Annotated in this window: 13 protein-coding genes; 7 read left to right on the top strand and 6 right to left on the bottom strand. The window is 71.9% G+C overall.

The features are described 5' to 3' along the window. Positions 1–755: 755 nt before the first annotated feature. A complete protein-coding gene (locus tag OG878_RS35415; RefSeq protein WP_328890553.1) occupies positions 756–2,138 on the top strand; it encodes an MFS transporter in 1,383 nt (460 codons plus the stop codon). Positions 2,139–2,222: 84 nt separating this feature from the next. Here the strand turns inward: OG878_RS35415 and OG878_RS35410 are convergent, their stop codons facing one another. Both OG878_RS35410 and lnt read right to left on the bottom strand, forming a co-directional pair. Then, positions 2,223–2,702 carry an NUDIX hydrolase gene (locus OG878_RS35410; RefSeq protein WP_328890552.1) on the bottom strand — a complete coding sequence of 160 codons (480 nt, stop codon included), beginning with the start codon at positions 2,700–2,702 and terminating at the stop codon, positions 2,223–2,225. Between the two features lie 31 nt (positions 2,703–2,733). After that, the gene (gene lnt / locus OG878_RS35405) at positions 2,734–4,326 is read right to left on the bottom strand and encodes an apolipoprotein N-acyltransferase (protein WP_328890551.1); all 1,593 of its coding nucleotides are present in this window, start codon (positions 4,324–4,326) and stop codon (positions 2,734–2,736) included. A 194-nt stretch (positions 4,327–4,520) separates the two neighbouring features. Between lnt and OG878_RS35400 the strand changes: the two genes are divergently transcribed. After that, entirely contained in the window at positions 4,521–5,675 is a 1,155-nt protein-coding gene (locus tag OG878_RS35400) for an O-antigen ligase family protein (RefSeq protein WP_328890550.1), read from the top strand. A 90-nt stretch (positions 5,676–5,765) separates the two neighbouring features. On the opposite strand, the gene OG878_RS35395 is transcribed toward OG878_RS35400, so the two are convergent. Both OG878_RS35395 and OG878_RS35390 read right to left on the bottom strand, forming a co-directional pair. Continuing rightward, positions 5,766–6,329, bottom strand: coding sequence for a hypothetical protein (locus tag OG878_RS35395; RefSeq protein WP_328890549.1), 564 nt, complete (start codon positions 6,327–6,329; stop codon positions 5,766–5,768). 68 nt (positions 6,330–6,397) lie between these two features. Then, complete coding sequence (locus tag OG878_RS35390; RefSeq protein WP_328890548.1) at positions 6,398–7,183, bottom strand: glutamate racemase; 786 nt, start codon at positions 7,181–7,183, stop codon at positions 6,398–6,400. Between the two features lie 58 nt (positions 7,184–7,241). Here OG878_RS35390 and OG878_RS35385 point away from each other — a divergent pair, with 58 nt between their 5' ends. Further along, a complete protein-coding gene (locus OG878_RS35385) occupies positions 7,242–8,420 on the top strand; it encodes a glycosyltransferase (protein ID WP_328890547.1) in 1,179 nt (392 codons plus the stop codon). 51 nt (positions 8,421–8,471) lie between these two features. On the opposite strand, the gene OG878_RS35380 is transcribed toward OG878_RS35385, so the two are convergent. After that, the gene (locus tag OG878_RS35380) at positions 8,472–9,815 is read right to left on the bottom strand and encodes a TerD family protein (protein ID WP_328891488.1); all 1,344 of its coding nucleotides are present in this window, start codon (positions 9,813–9,815) and stop codon (positions 8,472–8,474) included. 255 nt (positions 9,816–10,070) lie between these two features. On the opposite strand from OG878_RS35380, the gene OG878_RS35375 reads away from it, so the two are divergent. From OG878_RS35375 to OG878_RS35365, 3 genes are all read left to right on the top strand, one after another. Continuing rightward, the gene (locus OG878_RS35375; protein ID WP_328890546.1) at positions 10,071–10,550 is read left to right on the top strand and encodes a DUF6643 family protein; all 480 of its coding nucleotides are present in this window, start codon (positions 10,071–10,073) and stop codon (positions 10,548–10,550) included. A gap of 404 nt (positions 10,551–10,954) precedes the next feature. Continuing rightward, positions 10,955–11,563 (top strand): Rv1733c family protein, encoded by a 609-nt coding sequence (locus OG878_RS35370; protein ID WP_328890545.1) that lies wholly within the window; start codon positions 10,955–10,957, stop codon positions 11,561–11,563. Between the two features lie 151 nt (positions 11,564–11,714). After that, the gene (locus OG878_RS35365; protein ID WP_328890544.1) at positions 11,715–14,147 is read left to right on the top strand and encodes a right-handed parallel beta-helix repeat-containing protein; all 2,433 of its coding nucleotides are present in this window, start codon (positions 11,715–11,717) and stop codon (positions 14,145–14,147) included. On the opposite strand, the gene OG878_RS35360 is transcribed toward OG878_RS35365, so the two are convergent. Then, a complete protein-coding gene (locus OG878_RS35360; protein ID WP_328890543.1) occupies positions 14,117–16,612 on the bottom strand; it encodes a hypothetical protein in 2,496 nt (831 codons plus the stop codon). The genes OG878_RS35365 and OG878_RS35360 overlap by 31 nt on opposite strands. A 175-nt stretch (positions 16,613–16,787) precedes the next feature. Between OG878_RS35360 and OG878_RS35355 the strand changes: the two genes are divergently transcribed. Beyond that, positions 16,788–17,633: a DeoR/GlpR family DNA-binding transcription regulator gene (locus OG878_RS35355; protein WP_328890542.1), complete on the top strand. Its 846-nt coding sequence runs from the start codon at positions 16,788–16,790 to the stop codon at positions 17,631–17,633. Positions 17,634–17,707: the final 74 nt, after the last annotated feature.

Raw genomic sequence — 17,707 nt, 5'->3', positions numbered from 1 at the left:
GGGCACCCACTCCAACCGTAGTGGCCCACAGCTCTGACCGACCGTCGGCAACGGCAGCGACCCCACCACCGGACCGGCCAGCCGAACCCATGCCGACCGAGCCACGTGGTATCAGCGAATGCCGGGGTAGGAGCGCGTGGGGAGCTGCGCGCAGCTCTCGGGGGCTGCTTGGGTCCGCTCACTGGCCCGCAGTGCTTCCTCCTGGGCCAGGCGCTCGCGCTCCTGTTTCTGAAGCCGGACGTCTGCCGCAAGCTTCCTACGCCTCCGATCCTCATCCTGGACCCGCAGCCGCTGGTTTCGGCTCTCTCGGTCTTCGTCTGGCATACGGTTCTTCCTCTCCTGGGCGTAGCCGGCGGGTGGCTATCGGACGCCGACGCCGACGGTTTGCTGGGCGTTCTGGTGACCTCGTCGGCGCTCGGTGCCTTGACGGGAGTGGGCTCCGCCGGCGCGGGATGTGCGGCATAAGTCAGCACGGGAGGGGTGAACACGGGTGATGACGTGGGCTTTTAGTCAGCACCGAACCAGCACGGGAGTCAGCACCGCCCCGTCAAATCACCCCGAACTACACATCCCGGAGGGCACTCGTCTCGACCCACCATCGAGCCCCTGAACCGCCTTTCCGTGAGCCGGCATGGTGGCCACACGCATAGCCGACTCTCGAACTATGTTGCCCCGTCACATGTGCGCCTGACCTGCGGATTCCTACGGTATGGCGACACAAACACGTCCCCGTCAACCCCTTGGAAGTGGTACCGATGTCCTCCCCCGCGACCGCTCCCCCACCCCCCGCCAGCCTCAAGCGCATCGTCGCCGCCAGCCTCATCGGAACCACGATCGAGTGGTACGACTTCTTTCTCTACGGGTCAGCAGCCGCTCTCGTCTTTCCCAAGCTGTTCTTCCCCGAGTCCGACCCGCTCGTCGGAACGCTCCTCTCCTTCCTCACCTACGCGGTCGGCTTCGCCGCACGGCCGCTCGGCGCCCTGGTGTTCGGACACTACGGCGACCGGCTCGGCCGCAAGAAGCTGCTGGTGCTGAGCCTGCTGCTGATGGGTGGGGCGACCTTCGCCATCGGGCTGCTGCCGACGCATGCCACCGTCGGTGTCGCCGCTCCGGTACTGCTCACGGTCCTGCGACTGGTGCAGGGCTTCGCCCTCGGTGGTGAGTGGGGCGGGGCTGTGCTCCTCGTATCGGAGCACGGGGATGCGAAGCGCCGTGGGTTCTGGGCCTCCTGGCCGCAGACCGGGGCGCCGGCCGGGCAGCTGCTCGCGACCGGGGTGCTCTCCGCGCTCACCGCGCTGCTGTCGGATTCCGCCTTCGGTTCCTGGGGCTGGCGCATCCCGTTCCTGCTCTCCGGTGTGCTCGTGATCGTCGGCTTGTGGATTCGTCTCTCTGTCGATGAATCACCGGTGTTCAAGGCTGCGCTGGCGCAGGCCGAGGCGCGCAAGGGGGCCGCCGCGGCGGCCGAAAAGATGCCGCTCGTCGCCGTGCTGCGGCACCACTGGCGGGATGTCCTCATCGCCATGGGGGCCCGGATGGCGGAGAACATCAGCTACTACGTGATCACGGCGTTCATCCTCGTGTACGCGACGACGGCCGCCGAGCTGAGCAAGCAGACGGCACTGAACGCCGTGCTCATCGCCTCCGCCATCCACTTCGCGGTCATCCCGGTGTGGGGCGCGCTGTCGGACCGGTTCGGCCGCAAGCCCATCTATCTGATCGGCGCGATCGGTGTGGGGCTGTGGATGTTCCCGTTCTTCGCGCTGATCGACAGCCGCAGCTTCGGGAGCCTGCTGCTCGCCGTCACGGTCGGACTCATCTTCCACGGGGCGATGTACGCGCCTCAGGCGGCCTTCTTCTCGGAGATGTTCGCGACCCGGATGCGGTACTCGGGTGCGTCGATCGGTGCTCAGTTCTCGTCGGTCGCAGCCGGTGCCCCGGCGCCGCTCATCGCCACCGCGCTGCTCGAGAACTACCACAGCTCGACGATGATCTCGCTGTATGTGATCGCCGCGGCACTCATCACCGTGCTGGCGGTCGTCTGTGCGAAGGAGACCCGGCAGCGCGACCTCGAGAACATCGAGGCGGCACCGGAGTCGGACGCGTCCGCGGCTGTGGCCGCCGATGCCCGTACCGCATGAGCATCTGACTGTATGAGCCAGGGAATCGCCGGACGGGCTGAGTGGTCGAGCCCGTCCGGCGTCCGCATGAGCGGCACTGGTGCGTCACTGCTGCCCGGCGGGCTCGAACCAGGTGGGTTCGTCCGTGAGCGACTGCTTGATCCGCAGGAGCCCGAACTCGTTCAACGGCGGCAGGGCGTCAATCGGGAACCAGCCCACCTCCAGCGACTCGTCGTCATTGACGCGCGCTTCGCCCCCGGTCGCCCGGCAGCGGAAGGTCACGTCCAGGAATTGGCACCGGTCGCCGTTCGCGTACTGCACGGGATCGAGCATCTGCGTGAGCACAACCCGCTCCGTCAGGCAGTGCACGGCGGTCTCCTCGTACACCTCGCGGACCGCCGTCACCGCAGGCTGCTCCCCCGGTTCGCTGATGCCGCCGATGAGCGACCACTTGCCGGTGTCGGTGCGTCTCCCGAGCAGGACCCGGCCCTCGTCGTCGAAGACGACTGCGGTGACGCCCGGCAGAAGGAGCAGCTGGGTGCCCGCAGTGGCACGGAGTTCGCGGATGAAGTCAGGAGTGGCCATGACCACGACCCTACGTGGCCCGCGGGGCGGCTCACCGCCCCTGGCGGACCCGTACCGACAGGACGGCCGCCCAGCCCAGTCCCCCCACGGCCACGAGCACGAGCAGCCCTTCGGGGAGCGTGCCCAGCCGGGTCGCCGGGGTCAGCGACGAGCGCAGCGGCACTTCGTCCACCAGCGCGTCCGCGGTGAACATCTTCGTCTGCTGGACGATCGTCCCGTCCGGGCGGATGACCGCGCTGACCCCGCTCGTGACGGGGACGACGACGGACCGGCTGTGCTCGACGGCCCGCACGCGGCTCATGGCCAGCTGCTGGTACGTCATCTCGCTGCGGCCGAAGGTGGCGTTGTTGCTGGGGACGGCGATCAGCTGGCTGCCGTGTTCGACCGTGTCGCGCACGGCGTCGTCGAAAGCGGCCTCGTAGCAGGTGACGAGCCCCACCCGGGTACCCGCGAGGTCGAAGACGCCGACCTTCTTGCCCGGTCCGAAGTCGCGCGCCACCCGGTCGACGTCCGAGCTGAAGATGCGTGCGATCGAGCGCATCGGCATGTACTCGCCGAACGGCTGGATGTGGCGCTTGTCGTACGTGGCGACGGGGCCGCCCGTCGGGTCCCACTGGATGAGGGTGTTGCGCAGCTTGCCGGTGTCGGGTTCGACGACCGCGCCGACCACGGTGGGGGCGTTGATCGCCTTCACGGCGTCGTCGATCACGATCCGCGCGTCCGCGTTGCGGTAGGGATCGAGGTCGGAGGAGTTCTCCGGCCACAGAACGAAGTCGGGCTGGGGCACCTTGCCCGCCTTGACCTCTCGGGCAAGCTGTTCGGTGCGGCGTGCGTGGTTGTCGAGGACGGCGCGGCGCTGGGAGTTGAAGTCGAGTCCGAGGCGCGGCACGTTGCCCTGGATCGCGGCGACGGTGGCGGTGCCGTCCTCCGCCGAGTCGTCGACGAGCGGCAGCGCGGCCAGCGCCCCGGCGAGGGGTGCGAGAACGGTGACGGCCACGGCTGCGACGGCGGCACGCGGCAGCTCACCGGTGCTGCGGTACGCAAGGAACCGGCGTACCGCTTCGCACAGGCCGAACCCGCACAGCACCACGGCGAACGAGAGCAGCGGTGTGCCGCCGACGGCCGCCAGGGGCAGGAACACGCTGTCCGCCTGCCCGAACGCGATCTTGCCCCAGGGGAAGCCGCCGAACGGCACCCTGGCGCGGACCGCCTCGTCCAGGGTCCAGACCGCGGCGGCCCACACCGGCCACCAGGCGAGCCTGGACACGGCGGCGATCCCGATGCAGCCCACCGCGACGAACAGCGCCTCGGCGACGGCGAGCGCCAGCCACGGCACGGGTCCGACCTCTTCGCCGGTCCAGTGCAGCAGCGGCAGCATGAAGCCGAGACCGGTCAGCAGGCCAAGGCCGAACCCGGCGCGTAGCCGGCGGCCGTGCAGGCACCAGCCGAGCAGCGCGAAGCCGGGCAGCACCAGCCACCACAGGGGGCGGGGCGGGAAGCTCAGGTACAGCAGCACGCCCGCGAGCACGGCCGCGGCAGGCCGGGCGAGCCGCGGCAGAAGCCGTCCGCCTCGGGATGCGCGGGCGGACTGCAGGTCGTCGACTGGGGTGATGGTGGCGCTCACCCGGCGGAGTCTACGGTGGTCGGCTGTGCGCGGGGCAGTCGCGTTCGGTGGCCGGAATCGTCCCTGCCGGATCGTTCCTGTGCTTTTCCTCCACAAACCCGCACCACTGCCGTTAGCGTGTGCGCCAGTCGCCGTCGACCGGCCGCCTCCGGCCGTCGCGGACAGGACGGTCACAGTTCGGGGGGTCGGACGGGATGACTGCATCAGCGGACCGGTACGCGGCCCGTGAACGCGGCAGCGCGTCGGACGCCGCCGGAGCCGTGATACTCGCCGCCTGCGCGATCTGGTCGTTGATCAGCGCGGCCGGGCGGGAGACCCGGCCGGAGGGGGTGCTGCTGGCGCTGCTGGCCGTCGCCGCGGGCTTCGCCTGCGGCCGTATCTGCGGCACGCTGCTGCCGGTGGCCGCCGCGACCGCCGCCGCCGGGGCCGCCCTCGCCATGGCCCTCCTGTCACGCAGCGGCCTGCCGGGCGCCACCGCCGCCGCCGACATCGCGCCCGGGCACACGGGGGCGGCGGCCGCGCTGCTGGTGCTGGCTGCGGGAGCCGCCTGCTGCGCGGCCGCGGCGGCCCGGCGGTTTCCGTTGCGTCTCACCCTGCACCTGCTGGCGTTCGGTACCGCCTGCGCCGCGCTGACGCTGCGTTCGGTGGCCGGTTTCGTGGCGGCGCTCGGGGTACTGCTCTGTTCGCTGGCCGCGGCGAGAATGCGCCGCAGGCTGCTCGGTCTCGCCGGATTCGCGCTCGTCACGGCGTTGGTGGTCGGGACGTCCTGGGCGGTGGCCGAGGATGCGCTGCCCGACGGCCTGACGATCTCCCTGGAGGGCCAGCTCACCCGGAACCGGGTGCTCCTGTGGCAGGACGCGGTGACGCTCGCCGAGGAGCATCCGGCGCTCGGCATCGGACCTGACCGGTTCGCCGAGCTGAGCCCGACCGCCCGGCAGTCCCTGCGGTCCGACGGGAAACCGCACTCGGCCCCCCTCCAGCAGGCGGCCGAGCAGGGCGTGGTGGGGGTGGCGCTGCTGGGGGTGGCCTACGGCTGGCTGCTGTACGTGCTCTGGCGCTCGCCCCGCACCACGGCGGTCGTCCTGACGGCGGGCGCGGCGCTCACCGCGCTCGCGACCCTGGCGAGTGTCGGGAACGCACTGAGCTTCACGCCGGTCACGGCGGGAGCGGGGCTGCTCGCGGGGCTGGCATCGGCCCGGCGGCCCATCGGCGACGGCGCCGCCGCACCGGACCCTGCAGCAGCAGCGGACGTCCCACGGCAGGCGAGCGGCGAGAGTGCGGGCCTCGGCGCGTACGGGCCGGATGCCACGGCCGAACGCGGTCCGCGGGCGGACCACACCCCGCTCTGAGCGACGGGAGCGCCGCTCCTCGCCGCGGCCCCTCAGGCTCCTGCCGCCGGGCGCCGTCCGTTCGCATTCAGGCCGGTCGGGCGGGCGCGCTCAGCCTCCGGCCGGTGCGCCCGCCGCGGGGAGCTGGAGCCGCTCGCGGATGAAGCGCACGCCCTCCTCCGCGTCGTCCACCGTGACCGTGAACGTCCTGCCGTCACCGAGCCGGAGCACCAGGCCCTCTCCCCGGCGGACCACCACGGCCGTCCCCTGTTCCGGTCGCCAGCGGTAGCCCCAGCCGCCCCATTGGCGGGGGGTGACCTGGGGTACGAACTCCGCGCCCACCACATGGGCCAGCAGGATCCGGCGGCGCGGCAGGCCCATGTGGCCGCAGCGCACTTCGAGGGCGTGCCCGTCGACGCGCACGGCCACGTTGACGAAGGCGAGCGTGCCGAACAGCATGAGCAGGCCGGCCGCCACGCAGCCGATGACCGCCATCAGCAGCGGGACGATGCCTGAGGTCCAGTTGGAGCTCACCGCGAGCACGACACCCAGGGCCAGGCATGCCGCACCGGCTGCGGCGAGAACCCACTGGGCCCTGTTGCTGGCCCGCCCGGTCCAAACGGTGGGAGACGCCTCGGCCGCTTCGTGCCTCGGTTTTCGGGGGTGGTCCCTCATGCCAGCAGCGTACTCAGAATCCGCACGGCGGGGATGGGTACGACAGCTCTCGCGGGACCGCCGAAGCCTCAGCGGGCGGGGCTGACGGCGCTCAGCAGAAGCCCTTCGGCGTAGGTCAGGGCGGCTTCCGGCAGCTGGGCGTCGTGGCCGCTGAGGAGCACCGTGAGCGAGGTGGCCGGTTCGGCCGCCGGAGCGGGTGCGGCCCCGATCCGGCGCAGTGCCTGGGCGGCGACGGCCCCGGCGGAGCCGTACAGGGCGACGGGCGGCCGGCCGGGCTGCTGAACGGCGGCCCGGATGCGCTCGGCGACCAGTTCGTAGTGGGTGCAGCCGAGGACGACGGCCCGTACGTCCGGTGGAGTGAGGGCGGCCGCCGCGGCGACGGTCCGGTCGATCGCAGCCATGTCAGCGTTCTGCACGGCGTCGGCGAGACCGGGGCACGGGACCTCGGTGACGTCGACGGAGCCGGCGAAGTCACGGATGAGTCCGCGCTGGTACGGGCTGCCCGTGGTGACGGGAGTGGCCCAGATGGCGACGGGGCCGCCACCGGCCGCGGCCGGCTTGATCGCGGGGACGGTGCCGATGACCGGCAGCGTGGGCTCGAGCTCGGCGCGGAGCGCCGGCAGAGCGTGCACGGAGGCGGTGTTGCAGGCGACGATCAGTGCGTCGGGCCGGTGGGCGGCGGCCGCACGGGCGACGGCGAGGGCGAGGCCGGTCACGTCCTGCGGCGTGCGCGGTCCCCACGGCATGGTGGCGGGGTCGGACGAGAGCACCAGGTCGGCGTCGGGCCTCAGCCGGCGTACCGCGGCGGCCGCCGCGAGCAGGCCGATTCCGGAGTCCATGAGCGCGATCTTCACCCGGTCACCATAGTCGACCGCCCTTGCGCTCACGCCGGAGTGGGGCAGACTGCGGCGGATGAGCGCCGTTGCGTGGATCGCTGTGGGTTCGCTGGCCGCATGGCTGTGGCTGCTGCTGGGGCAGGGTTTCTTCTGGCGTACCGGCCAGCGGCTGCCGCGGCGCGCGGCCCCGGACCGCTGGCCGTCGGTGGCGGTCGTCGTGCCCGCACGTGACGAGGCGGACATGCTGCCGGTGAGCCTGCCGTCGCTGCTGGCGCAGGACTATCCGGGGGCCGCGGAGATCTTCCTGGTCGACGACTGCAGCAAGGACGGCACCGGTGATCTCGCGCGTGCGCTGTCCGTACGGCACGGCGGGCTGCCGGTGACGGTCGTGTCGCCCGGGGAGCCCGAGCCCGGCTGGACGGGCAAGCTCTGGGCCGTCCGGCACGGGATCTCGCTGGCGCAGGCCCGGCAGCCGGCGCCGGAGTATCTCCTGCTCACCGACGCGGACATCGCACATGAGCCGGACAGCCTGAGGGAGCTGGTCTCCGCAGCCTGCTCCGGCGGGTTCGACCTGGTCTCGCAGATGGCGCGGCTGCGGGTGGCGAGCGCCTGGGAGCGCCTGGTCGTGCCGGCCTTCGTGTACTTCTTCGCGCAGCTCTATCCGTTCCGGTGGGTGAACCGGGCGGGGGCACGGACCGCGGCGGCGGCCGGCGGGTGCGTACTGCTGCGGACCGAGGCCGCGCAGCGGGCGCGGGTGCCCGAGTCGATCCGGCAGGCGGTGATCGACGACGTGTCGCTGGCGCGCGCGGTGCAGCGCAGCGGCGGCCGGATCTGGCTGGGGCTCGCGGAGCGGGTGGACAGTGTGCGCCCGTATCCGCGGCTGGCGGATCTGTGGCGCATGGTCTCGCGCAGCGCGTACGCCCAGCTGCGGCACAACCCACTGCTGCTCGCCGGGACGGTACTGGGTCTCGCGCTCGTCTACCTGGCACCGCCGGTCACACTGGCGGTGGGGCTGACGGCCGGTGATCCGGCGGCGGCGTGGGCCGGTGGCGCGGCGTGGGCCGTGATGGCGGGCACGTACATGCCGATGCTGGGCTACTACCGGCAGTCGCTCTGGCTGGGGCCGCTGCTGCCGTTCACCGCCGTGCTGTATCTGCTGATGACGGTCGATTCGGCGGTACAGCACCACCGCGGCCGCGGTGCGGCCTGGAAGGGGCGTACCTACGCCCGTCCCGAGGCCGCACCGGAGCGGTGAGCGGTGGGGGTACCGGTCCTTCGGCGGTGGCGGGACCGGACGGACCGGGGGTCATTTACGACCGGGTGTCCAGTTCATCCCCCACCCGTAGGCGTAGTCGATGGTGCGCTGCGGACTCACCCCGCGTTCGGGTACGAGATAGCGGGCTTCGCGCCGGACGGTGAGGTCTCCCCCGTTGTTGGTGAGGAGTGCGAGCGCGCAGACCGTGGAGGGGACGGTGCATTCGTCGAGCGAGAAGTCGATCGCGGCACCGTGCTGCGGCTGGAGGGTGACGGTCGCATGCAGATCGGCGAAACTCCGGGCGCCTTCATAGATGGTGACGAAGATCAGGACGCGGCGGAGCCGGTCCTTGTGGTCGAGATTGATGGTCAGGTTCTCGCCGGTGGACACGGCGCCGGTGCGGTCGTCTCCGTCGAGATGGATATAGGGCGGCTGCGCCAACGCGCCGAAGGCGTTTCCGAGCGCCTGTACAACTCCCTTCCTGCCGTCGGTGAGTTCGTAGAGCGCACAGAGATCAAGATCGAGGTCCGCGTGGTGGGCGACGGCTCTGCCGAGTTTGCTGCCCCAGCCCGTGAACTGTTTGCGCACCTGCCAGTTGAGATTGACGCGCATGGCTCCCGAAGTGCCGCCCTGCTTGGCGAGGGAGACCGAGGGCGCCTCCTTGGTGAGCGTCACCTTGGACAGCCGGACGGGCTGAGGGGCCGGCGGGGCGGCCGGGGGTACGGGCGGCGCCGCCGGGACGGCGGGCAAGGTGGGGAGGTACTGCCCCGCGGGCGCCTGCGCCGGCGCCGGCGCCGGCAGGTCAACTCTCGTTGCGCTATGCGGCGGTTGAGGCTGTTGCGGTGGCTGGGGCCGCTGTGGTTCGTCGACGGAAATCCCGAAGTCCGTCGCGAGTCCTTCGAGACCGGTGCCGTATCCCTGGCCGACGGCTCGGAATTTCCACGCCCCCTGCCGCCGGTACAGTTCACCGAGAATGAATGCCGTCTCCACCGTCGCATCGGCGCTGTCGAACCGCGCGATCTCGGCACCGTCGGACGCATCCATGATCCGCACGTACAGCCCTGCCACCTGCCCGAACGTGCCGCCGTCCGCGGAGGCAGCCAGGACGATGCGCTCGATGGCGGGCTCCACCCGCGCCAGGTCGACCGCGATGCTGTCCGTAACACCACCGGCCACGCTCCGTCGCCCTTCGTGACGGACCGCACCCGATCCGTGCACCGGCTGGTTGTAAAAGACGAAGTCCGCGTCGCTGCGCACCTTTCCCGACACGAGAAGGAGCGCCGATCCGTCCACGTCCGGTGTGCCGGGGGCGGCACGCCACCCCAATTCGACCCGCACGGCCTGAGCCGCCACCGGAACATTGGCTCCTTTTAGCATGGTCATGTCCGCCCCCATCGCGAGTCCGGCCACCAAAGGCTTTCCGGGCCAACCTAATCCGTGCCCGCCGCGGAGCCCACAGCCATGCCGTACCCCGTCCGACGATCCGCCGGTAACCCCCCGTGAACTCGCCCTTTACACGATTACTACGCACCCGGGCGCCCTTTTTTCCCAAGTTCGCTCGCATTGGGGATCCCAGTTCACTCACATCTCGTAAACCAACCCTCTTATCGGGCTCCCCAACCAGCACATCGTGGGCTTAACTTATGTGCCATGACCTCCCCCCGCTCCACCTACGGCGGCGGCTACTACGCCGCACCGTCGTTCCCCGACACTCCGATCTACGACTCCCTGGTCGCGGAGCGGGGCACCCCTCAGATCGCCCCGATCCGAGTGCCTGCCGCCTATGACACCGGCAGCAGCTATCTGCCGGCGCTCCCGTCGGCGTTGCCGGCCCTGCCCGCGGGACCTTCCCAGTCCGGCCCGTCGTACGGCTACCAGCAGCCGATGGCCGCGCAGCAGCAGAGCTACACGCCGATACAGCCGGCTCATCTGCAGCACGCTCCGGCGCCGTACATCCCGCAGCAGCCGACGGGGATGCGTGGCGGCTACCAGGCGCCGCAGCCCCAGCAGCAGCGCCCCGCACCGAGCACCGGGTACGAGTCGATGCGTCCCGCGTCGCCGCGACCCGTGCCGGCGCCCTCTCCGTACGAGGACCCGTACAACCGCCCGTACCAGGGCCGGGGGTACTGAGCCGGGGTCACTGAAGCCGGGGGCACCGGCCGGCGCTGCCGGCCGGGCGCACCGAGCCGGACGACCCGCCGCACACCGGGCCGTCCGGAGGGTGCTTGCCGGGGGCATGCACCCTCCGGCACTGCGTGCTGTACCCATGCATCCGGTCGGGGCGTCGTCGAGCCGTGGGGACTCGACGACGGCCGCCGATGGAACACGTCCGCGGGGCGGGACCCGCGCGATCCGGCAGCCGCGCACGGCGCCGGTCGTCTCATCATCACGCCGACGCACGAGGACCGGTGGAGGGGGGAACTCGCCGGGGTGACCCGTGCGTTGCACAGAGTGAAGTAGCTCTCTCTTCGCTGCTCCAGCGCGCGAACGGTGCCGTATCAGGTTATGACGGATGCGGAAGGGGGTGCAGAACGGTGCGAGCGGTTTCGGGAGTCTGGCGTTGGCGGCACAATCCTCTGCGCCGCGCCACTGACCGGCTCGAGGCATGGCTGGCCCTGGTCGCGTTGCTGCTGATGGTCCTGGCTGCGCCTGTGTGCGGCTGGCTGTGCGGGGTGGTCACCGACGGCGCCCTGCAGGAATCGGTGCGGGCCCAGCAGGCGCAGCGCCATGTCATCACGGCCGTGGTGGTACGCCGCGTGCCGGGGGCGTCGAATCTCGCCGCGGATCCTGAGGTCTCCTCGGAGCGCACGACCCGGACGACGGTGCTGGCACGCTGGAAGGCCCCGGACGGCACGCCCCGCAGGGATACGGTGGCGACCTCGTCCCGGGTCACGGAGCCCGGCTCCCGGGTACGGATCTGGACCGACCGGCAGGGCCGTGCCGTGCTGCCCCCCATGGACGGGACGACAGCCCGCACGCATGCGGCACTGGCCGGGTTCGGGGTGACACTGATCGGCGTCGGGCTGATCGAGGCCGGGCGGCGTGTGATCGTATGGCGCATGGTGCAGCGGCGGTATGCGCGACTCGACCGGGACTGGGCCGAGTCGGGCCCGGACTGGGGCAGGACGGGCACCGGCAGCTGAAGAGCTGCTGATCGGGTCAACTCCCGCCCCCCGCGCGCGCTACGGTGGACCGGCCCGCCCGCCTCTTCGGCGGGCGGACCCGGAATGACCGCTGCCGAAGGGCCGGTGGTCAGGGCATCACACACGCACGAGGTGGGGGCACAGCAGCGCCATGGCACAGGGCACGGTCCAGGTGACGCACACCGGCACATCGCGGTGGCGGCGCCGCACGGGCGAATACGCCTCCCTCACCGCAGCCCTCGAGGCCGCGGCGGACGGTGACGTCCTCACCGTCGCGCCGGGCACCTACCGGGAGAATCTGGTCCTGCACCGCGCGGTGACGCTGCGCGGCCCCGAGGGCTCCGTCGGTTCCGTGCGGATCGCGCCGGTCGACGGCGTACCACTGACGGTCCGCGCCTCCGCCGTCGTCCAGGATCTGCATGTGGAGGGCCAGGACTCGGCGGCCCCCGCGGTACTCGTCGAGGACGGCGCTCCGGAACTGGCGGATCTGCGGATCGTGACGCGCTCCGCCGCCGGGATCGAGGTGCGCGGGGCGGCCCGCCCCAGCGTTCGCCGCTGCACGGTCGACAATCCCGCCGGTGTCGGCATCGCCGTACTCGACGGTGCGGGCGGGGTGTTCGAGGAGTGCGAGATCGTCTCGGCCGGACAGTCCGGTGTCGCCGTGCGCGACGGGGCGCATCCACGGCTCGAGCGCTGCCGGATCCATCACGCCTCGGGCGCGGGGCTGAGCATCACCGGTGAGGGCAGCGGTCTGGAGGGCGTCGGCTGCGAGGTGTACGAGATCAAGGGCAGCGGCATACAGGTGACCGCTCGCGCCTCGGCCCATCTCACCGACTGCACGGTGCATCGCACTTCGTCCGACGGGGTCACGCTCGACACCGACGCGGTGCTGACGCTCGCCGACTGCGACATCCATGACATCCCGGAGAACGCGGTGGATCTGCGCTCCCGTTCGGTTCTCACGCTGACCCGCTCCACGGTGCGCCGATTCGGCCGCAACGGCCTGTCGGTGTGGGACCCGGGCACCCGGGTCGATGCCAACCAGTGCGAGATCCACGACAGTACGGGCGACTACCCGGCGGTCTGGGTGAGCGACGGGGCGACCGTGATACTGGACTCCTGCCGGGTCCACGACGTGCCGGACGCGATCTTCGTCCTCGACCGGGGCTCGCGCGCCGACGTCGTCGACAGTGATCTCACCCAGGTCCGCAACACGGCGGTGTCGGTGAGCGACGGGGCGACCGCGCAGCTCGACGACTGCCGGATCCGCGAGGCGTCGACCGGTGCCTGGTTCCGTGACCACGGCAGCGGCGGCACGCTGAACAACTGCACCATCGACGCGGCGCAGACCGGCGTCATCGTCACCAAGGGCGCCGACCCGACCATCGAGCGCTGCACGGTCACCTCGCCCGCCGAGGCCGGTTTCTACGTCTCCGCCGAGGGCCGCGGCACCTTCCACAGCTGCCGGGTCACCGGCAGCGACGGGTACGGCTTCCATGTGATGGACGGCTGCCGTACGACGCTGACCCGGTGCCGCACGGAGCGGTGCGCCCGGGGGGGCTACGAGTTCGCCGACGGCGGCTCGCACGGCGACGGTCAGGGGGCGGGCCCGGTCGTGGAGGACTGCACCAGCGACGAGAGCGGACTGCGCACTCCCCCTCCTCCGCCGCCCGCGGTGGTGACGGCGACCGAGACGGCCCCCGGGCTGCTCGGTGCGGTGCCCACGCAGCGTGCGGTCGTGGCCACCGCCGTCGAGGTGCCCGCCGAGCCGGTACGCACGTCGGGCGCCGTTCTCGGTGAACTCGACGCGCTGGTGGGCCTGGACAGCGTCAAGCGTGAGGTGCGGGCCCTCACCGACATGATCGAGGTGGGCCGCCGCCGTCTGGAGGCCGGGCTCAAAGCCGCTTCGGTGCGGCGCCATCTCGTCTTCACCGGCTCCCCCGGCACCGGCAAGACGACGGTGGCCCGGCTGTACGGCGAGATCCTCGCCTCGCTCGGCGTGCTGGAGCGCGGGCATCTCGTCGAGGTGTCCCGGGTCGATCTGGTCGGCGAGCACATCGGATCGACCGCCATCCGCACCCAGGAGGCCTTCGACCGGGCGCGCGGCGGGGTGCTGTTCGTCGACGAGGCGTACGCGCTGTCGCCGGAGGACTCGGGCCGGGACTTCGGCCGCGAGGCGATCGACACGCTCGTGAAGCTGATGGAGGACCACCGGGACGCGGTGGTCGTCATCGTCGCCGGTTACACCCGGGAGATGGAGCGGTTCCTCACCGTCAACCCCGGTGTGGCGTCCCGCTTCTCACGGACCATCACCTTCAGCGACTACGAGCCCGGCGAACTGCTGCGGATCGTCGGGCAGCAGGCGGAGGAACACGAGTACAGCCTGGCCGAGGGCACCGGGGACGCGCTGCTCAAGTACTTCACCGAGCTGCCCAAGGGCCCTGCGTTCGGCAACGGCCGGACGGCCCGTCAGACCTTCGAGTCGATGGTCGAGCGGCATGCGGGCCGGGTCGCCCAGCTCGCCGAGGCGAGCACGGACGACCTCACGCTCCTCTACCCGGAGGACCTGCCGGAGCTCCCCTGAGTCTCCTCGGCGCCCCCGTCGCCCTGACGGGGCAGGACCGGTCCGAGCCGGGCGAGCAGCGCGGCCCGCTCCTCGGCGAAGACCGGGTCCGCCTGGTAGTCCGAGTGTCCCAGCACCGGTTCGGGAAGCGGGTGTTCCGGCGTACGTCCGTAGACCAGCGGGTCCCGCAGGGGGCCCCGGTCCACCTCGGGCCCGGGCCCGTCATCGAGCCGGACCCGGCCGCCGATGGGGTCGGTGGCCCGCCACAGGTTGCGCCAGCAGTGCACGGACCGGTGCAGTCCGTGCAGCGGTCCGGCGCCGAAGTAGGCCGGGAACCAACGCCCGTACAGCCGCTCGATCGGCGAACCGTAGGTGAGCAGGGCGACCCGCCCGCGGGTCTCGGCGGGCAGCTGCCAGACCGCGGACGCCGCGAGGACGCTGCCCTGGGAGTGGCCCGAGATGACGAGCCTGCCGCGGGTGAGGCCGGTCCAGCCGGACATCCGGGACGCCAGGTCGGGGACGGCACGCTCGGCGTAGCACGGCGGCGCGAAGGGGTGAGCGGCGCGCGGCCAGAACGTACCGACGTCCCAGAGGATGCCGATGGTGCGCCGGGCGGAGGCATCGCGATAGGCGCGCCGCCCCCAGGTGACGAAGAGGATGAAGCCGAAGCCGACCATCCAGGACCCGGTCGACTGGGCCGCTTCCGCCACCGATTCGATGAACGGTCCCGCACCGTCCATCGCGCGTCCCGGCACCTGTCCGCTCACCCACGCTCCGGCGACGGCCCCCGCGCCGAGCAGCAGGGTGGCGCCGGAGACCAGGCCGAGCAGCCAGGGTGCCGAGTCGGTCAGCGCGGCCGTGGCCCGAGTCCTGGCGATCTGCCGGGTGCGAGCGGCGTCCGGCCACTTCTGCCCGTACTCCTGGTCGACCTCGGGTTCCAGGGCGCGGGCGGCGAGCCAGGTGCGGACGCCCAGCACGGCGGCGGGGACCACCAGCAGCACCAGGAGCACGGGGATGACGGAGGCCTGCCAGCTGAGCAGCACCGGCGGCCCTTCGATGAGGGACGCCCGGCCCATGCCGGGGGTGCCGGAGCCGTCGAGCCAGTCGGCGACGCGCTGGGCGACCCCGCCGGACATGACACCGCCGAGGGCGCAGGCGAGCATCGCGACCGCGGGGCCGCCGAGTCCGTACAGGACCGTGCGCGGTTCGGGTGTCCGCCGGTACAGGCCGAGCGCCACCACCGCGAGGACGACCACGAGAGCCCCTTGGCCGACGGTGAGGACGCGGAACGTGACATCGCCGGGGAGTGAGCCCGCGGAGACCCAGCCGGGACGGGGCCAGGCGGCGTACACGGCGGCGAGGGCGAGCAGGGCGAGGGCGGCGCCGGGCAGCCAGCTGATGAGGGCGCTGTCGAGCCGGTTGTCGAGCCGGCGCTCGCTGCGGCCGCGGCGGCACACCACCCAGAGCACAACGAGCGTTCCCAGCACGAGCATTGCCTCGATCAGACTGCCGAGGAAGCCGGGTACGGGGCCGGTGGCGGCGCGGTCGTGCCGGGCCGCGGCGCCGGCGACGGCGGCCGCCACGGTCAGGAAGCCGGCGGCGGTGTGCGCGGCCCGCAGCCGGGCGACCAGCCGTCGGCCGTACCAGAAGCCGGGGCGGCCGAGGGCGGGGCGGACGACTGCGGTGGGGGCGGGGCCGGGGCCGGGGTCGCCTCCACCGGCGGTGCGGTCGCCGGTCGCAAGAGCGTCGGTCGTGCGGTCGTCGGTCGTGGCGTCGTCGGGAGCATCGCCGTCGTCCGGCTCCGCGCCGGTGAGCGGGCGCTGCGACTCGTAGGCGCTCCAGGTCCGGTTGGAGAGGTACCAGAGCAGCCCCACCAGCGCCGTCGGCACCACGGCTGCGAGCGCGAGCCGGCGGCCCGGCTGCGACCACCAGCCGCCCTGCGCCGTCGACAGGAAGCCGAGCCAGGACCGCTGGTTCGAGCAGTCGGGTACGCCCGCGCACTGCCAGGCCACCAGGTCGAGTGCGACCTCGCAGGCCGCGGCGGTCAGCAGCACGGTGAGACTGAGGGCGACGAGCCGCACGAGTACGCCGTAGAGCTGTACCGCGCGGGTGCGCCCCCTGGCGGTGGGCCGCATCCAGTGGGCGAGGTTGACCACCATGAACGGGAGCAGCAGCAGCCAGAGCGCGCGGGAGCCGTTGCCGGAGGTGAGGTTGGACCAGCAGTAGGCTTCCTCGATGGGCCGGGCCCGGTACCGCTCGGGGTGCTGCTCGGCGTCGATGTCCCCGGTGCGCCGGTAGACGGCGGCCGTCGCATCACCGGTGACCCGGGTGATCCGGGGATCATCGAGCATGCCCTGGGGGGTGGCTCCGCCGACGCCGTGGACGAGCAGTTCCAGCGCGGCCCCCGTGCTCTGCGGGGCCTGGGTGACAGGGGGCACGTGGGTGACTCGCTCTCTCGCTCTCGCGGCATTACGGGCATTCTGCATGTTTTCAGGATCCCGGGCGGCGTGCTGATGCACTGTCACCAGAATCGCGGAACAGCGGCCGTGGTGGCACCCGTCTCACCGAATCTCCCCAGTGCGGCACCGCAAGGAGCTGCGTGGCAGGATGACCCCGTCCGACAGACTGTTGTGCGGCCAGACGGAAGGACCGGACCCGGCGTTGAGCGAGAATCAGAACCTCCTCGCGGAGCAGCGGCGCGCCCTGATCCTCGACGAGGTGCGCAGGCGCGGCGGGGTCAGGGTCAATGAGCTGACCCGCAGGCTGAACGTCTCCGACATGACCGTCCGCCGCGATCTGGACGCGCTCGCCCGCCAGGGCGTCATCGAGAAGGTGCACGGCGGCGCGGTGCCCGTCGTCGAGGCGAGCACGCACGAGCCCGGCTTCGAGGCCAAGTCGGCGCTGGAGCTCTCCGCCAAGGAGGACATCGCACGGGCGGCAGCGGCCATGGCCGTGCCCGGCAGCGCGATTGCCCTCTCCGGTGGCACGACGACGTACGCGCTGGCCCAGCATCTGCTGGACGTACCGGAGTTGACGGTCGTGACGAACTCGGTGCGGGTCGCCGACGTGTTCCACACCGCCCAGCGTTCGGCGGCGACCGGCGGCCCGCGGGCCGGCGCCGCCACGGTGGTGCTCACCGGTGGGGTACGGACTCCGTCGGACTCACTGGTCGGCCCGGTCGCCGATCAGGCGATCGGTTCGCTCCACTTCGATGTCCTGTTCCTCGGGGTGCACGGGATCTCGGTCGAGGCCGGGCTGTCGACGCCGAATCTGGCGGAGGCCGAGACCAACCGGCGCTTCGTGCACTCGGCGCGGCGGGTGGTGGTCGTCGCCGACCACACCAAGTGGGGCACCGTGGGCCTGAGTTCGTTCGCGACGCTGGAGCAGGTGGACACGTTCGTCACCGATTCCGGTCTGTCGGCCAGGGCCCGCGAGGAGATCGAGGAACATCTGCCGGGCCTGGTGGTCGCGGGCGCGACCGCGCACGACGAGCCCTCGGACGGCTGAGCAGCGGGCGGCGCAGCGGCGGACCGCATATTCCGCTCAGCTCACGCCGCGCCCGTCACGTCCTAGGATCGCGC

Source organism: Streptomyces sp. NBC_00316 (genome assembly GCF_036158715.1).
Classification (GTDB): Bacteria; Actinomycetota; Actinomycetes; order Streptomycetales; family Streptomycetaceae; genus Streptomyces.
Note: the sequence above shows the minus strand (reverse complement) of the source record. Positions and strands in the feature narration are given on the sequence as shown.

What these genes read in the sequence shown, in the direction of transcription:
- OG878_RS35415 (WP_328890553.1), top strand. Translation starts at nt 756, where the DNA reads ATGTCCTCCCCCGCGACCGCTCCCCCACCCCCCGCCAGCCTCAAGCGC.
- OG878_RS35410 (WP_328890552.1), bottom strand. Translation starts at nt 2,702, where the DNA reads ATGGCCACTCCTGACTTCATCCGCGAACTCCGTGCCACTGCGGGCACC.
- OG878_RS35400 (WP_328890550.1), top strand. Translation starts at nt 4,521, where the DNA reads ATGACTGCATCAGCGGACCGGTACGCGGCCCGTGAACGCGGCAGCGCG.
- OG878_RS35395 (WP_328890549.1), bottom strand. Translation starts at nt 6,329, where the DNA reads ATGAGGGACCACCCCCGAAAACCGAGGCACGAAGCGGCCGAGGCGTCT.
- OG878_RS35385 (WP_328890547.1), top strand. Translation starts at nt 7,242, where the DNA reads ATGAGCGCCGTTGCGTGGATCGCTGTGGGTTCGCTGGCCGCATGGCTG.
- OG878_RS35380 (WP_328891488.1), bottom strand. Translation starts at nt 9,815, where the DNA reads ATGGGGGCGGACATGACCATGCTAAAAGGAGCCAATGTTCCGGTGGCG.
- OG878_RS35375 (WP_328890546.1), top strand. Translation starts at nt 10,071, where the DNA reads ATGACCTCCCCCCGCTCCACCTACGGCGGCGGCTACTACGCCGCACCG.
- OG878_RS35365 (WP_328890544.1), top strand. Translation starts at nt 11,715, where the DNA reads ATGGCACAGGGCACGGTCCAGGTGACGCACACCGGCACATCGCGGTGG.
- OG878_RS35360 (WP_328890543.1), bottom strand. Translation starts at nt 16,612, where the DNA reads ATGCAGAATGCCCGTAATGCCGCGAGAGCGAGAGAGCGAGTCACCCAC.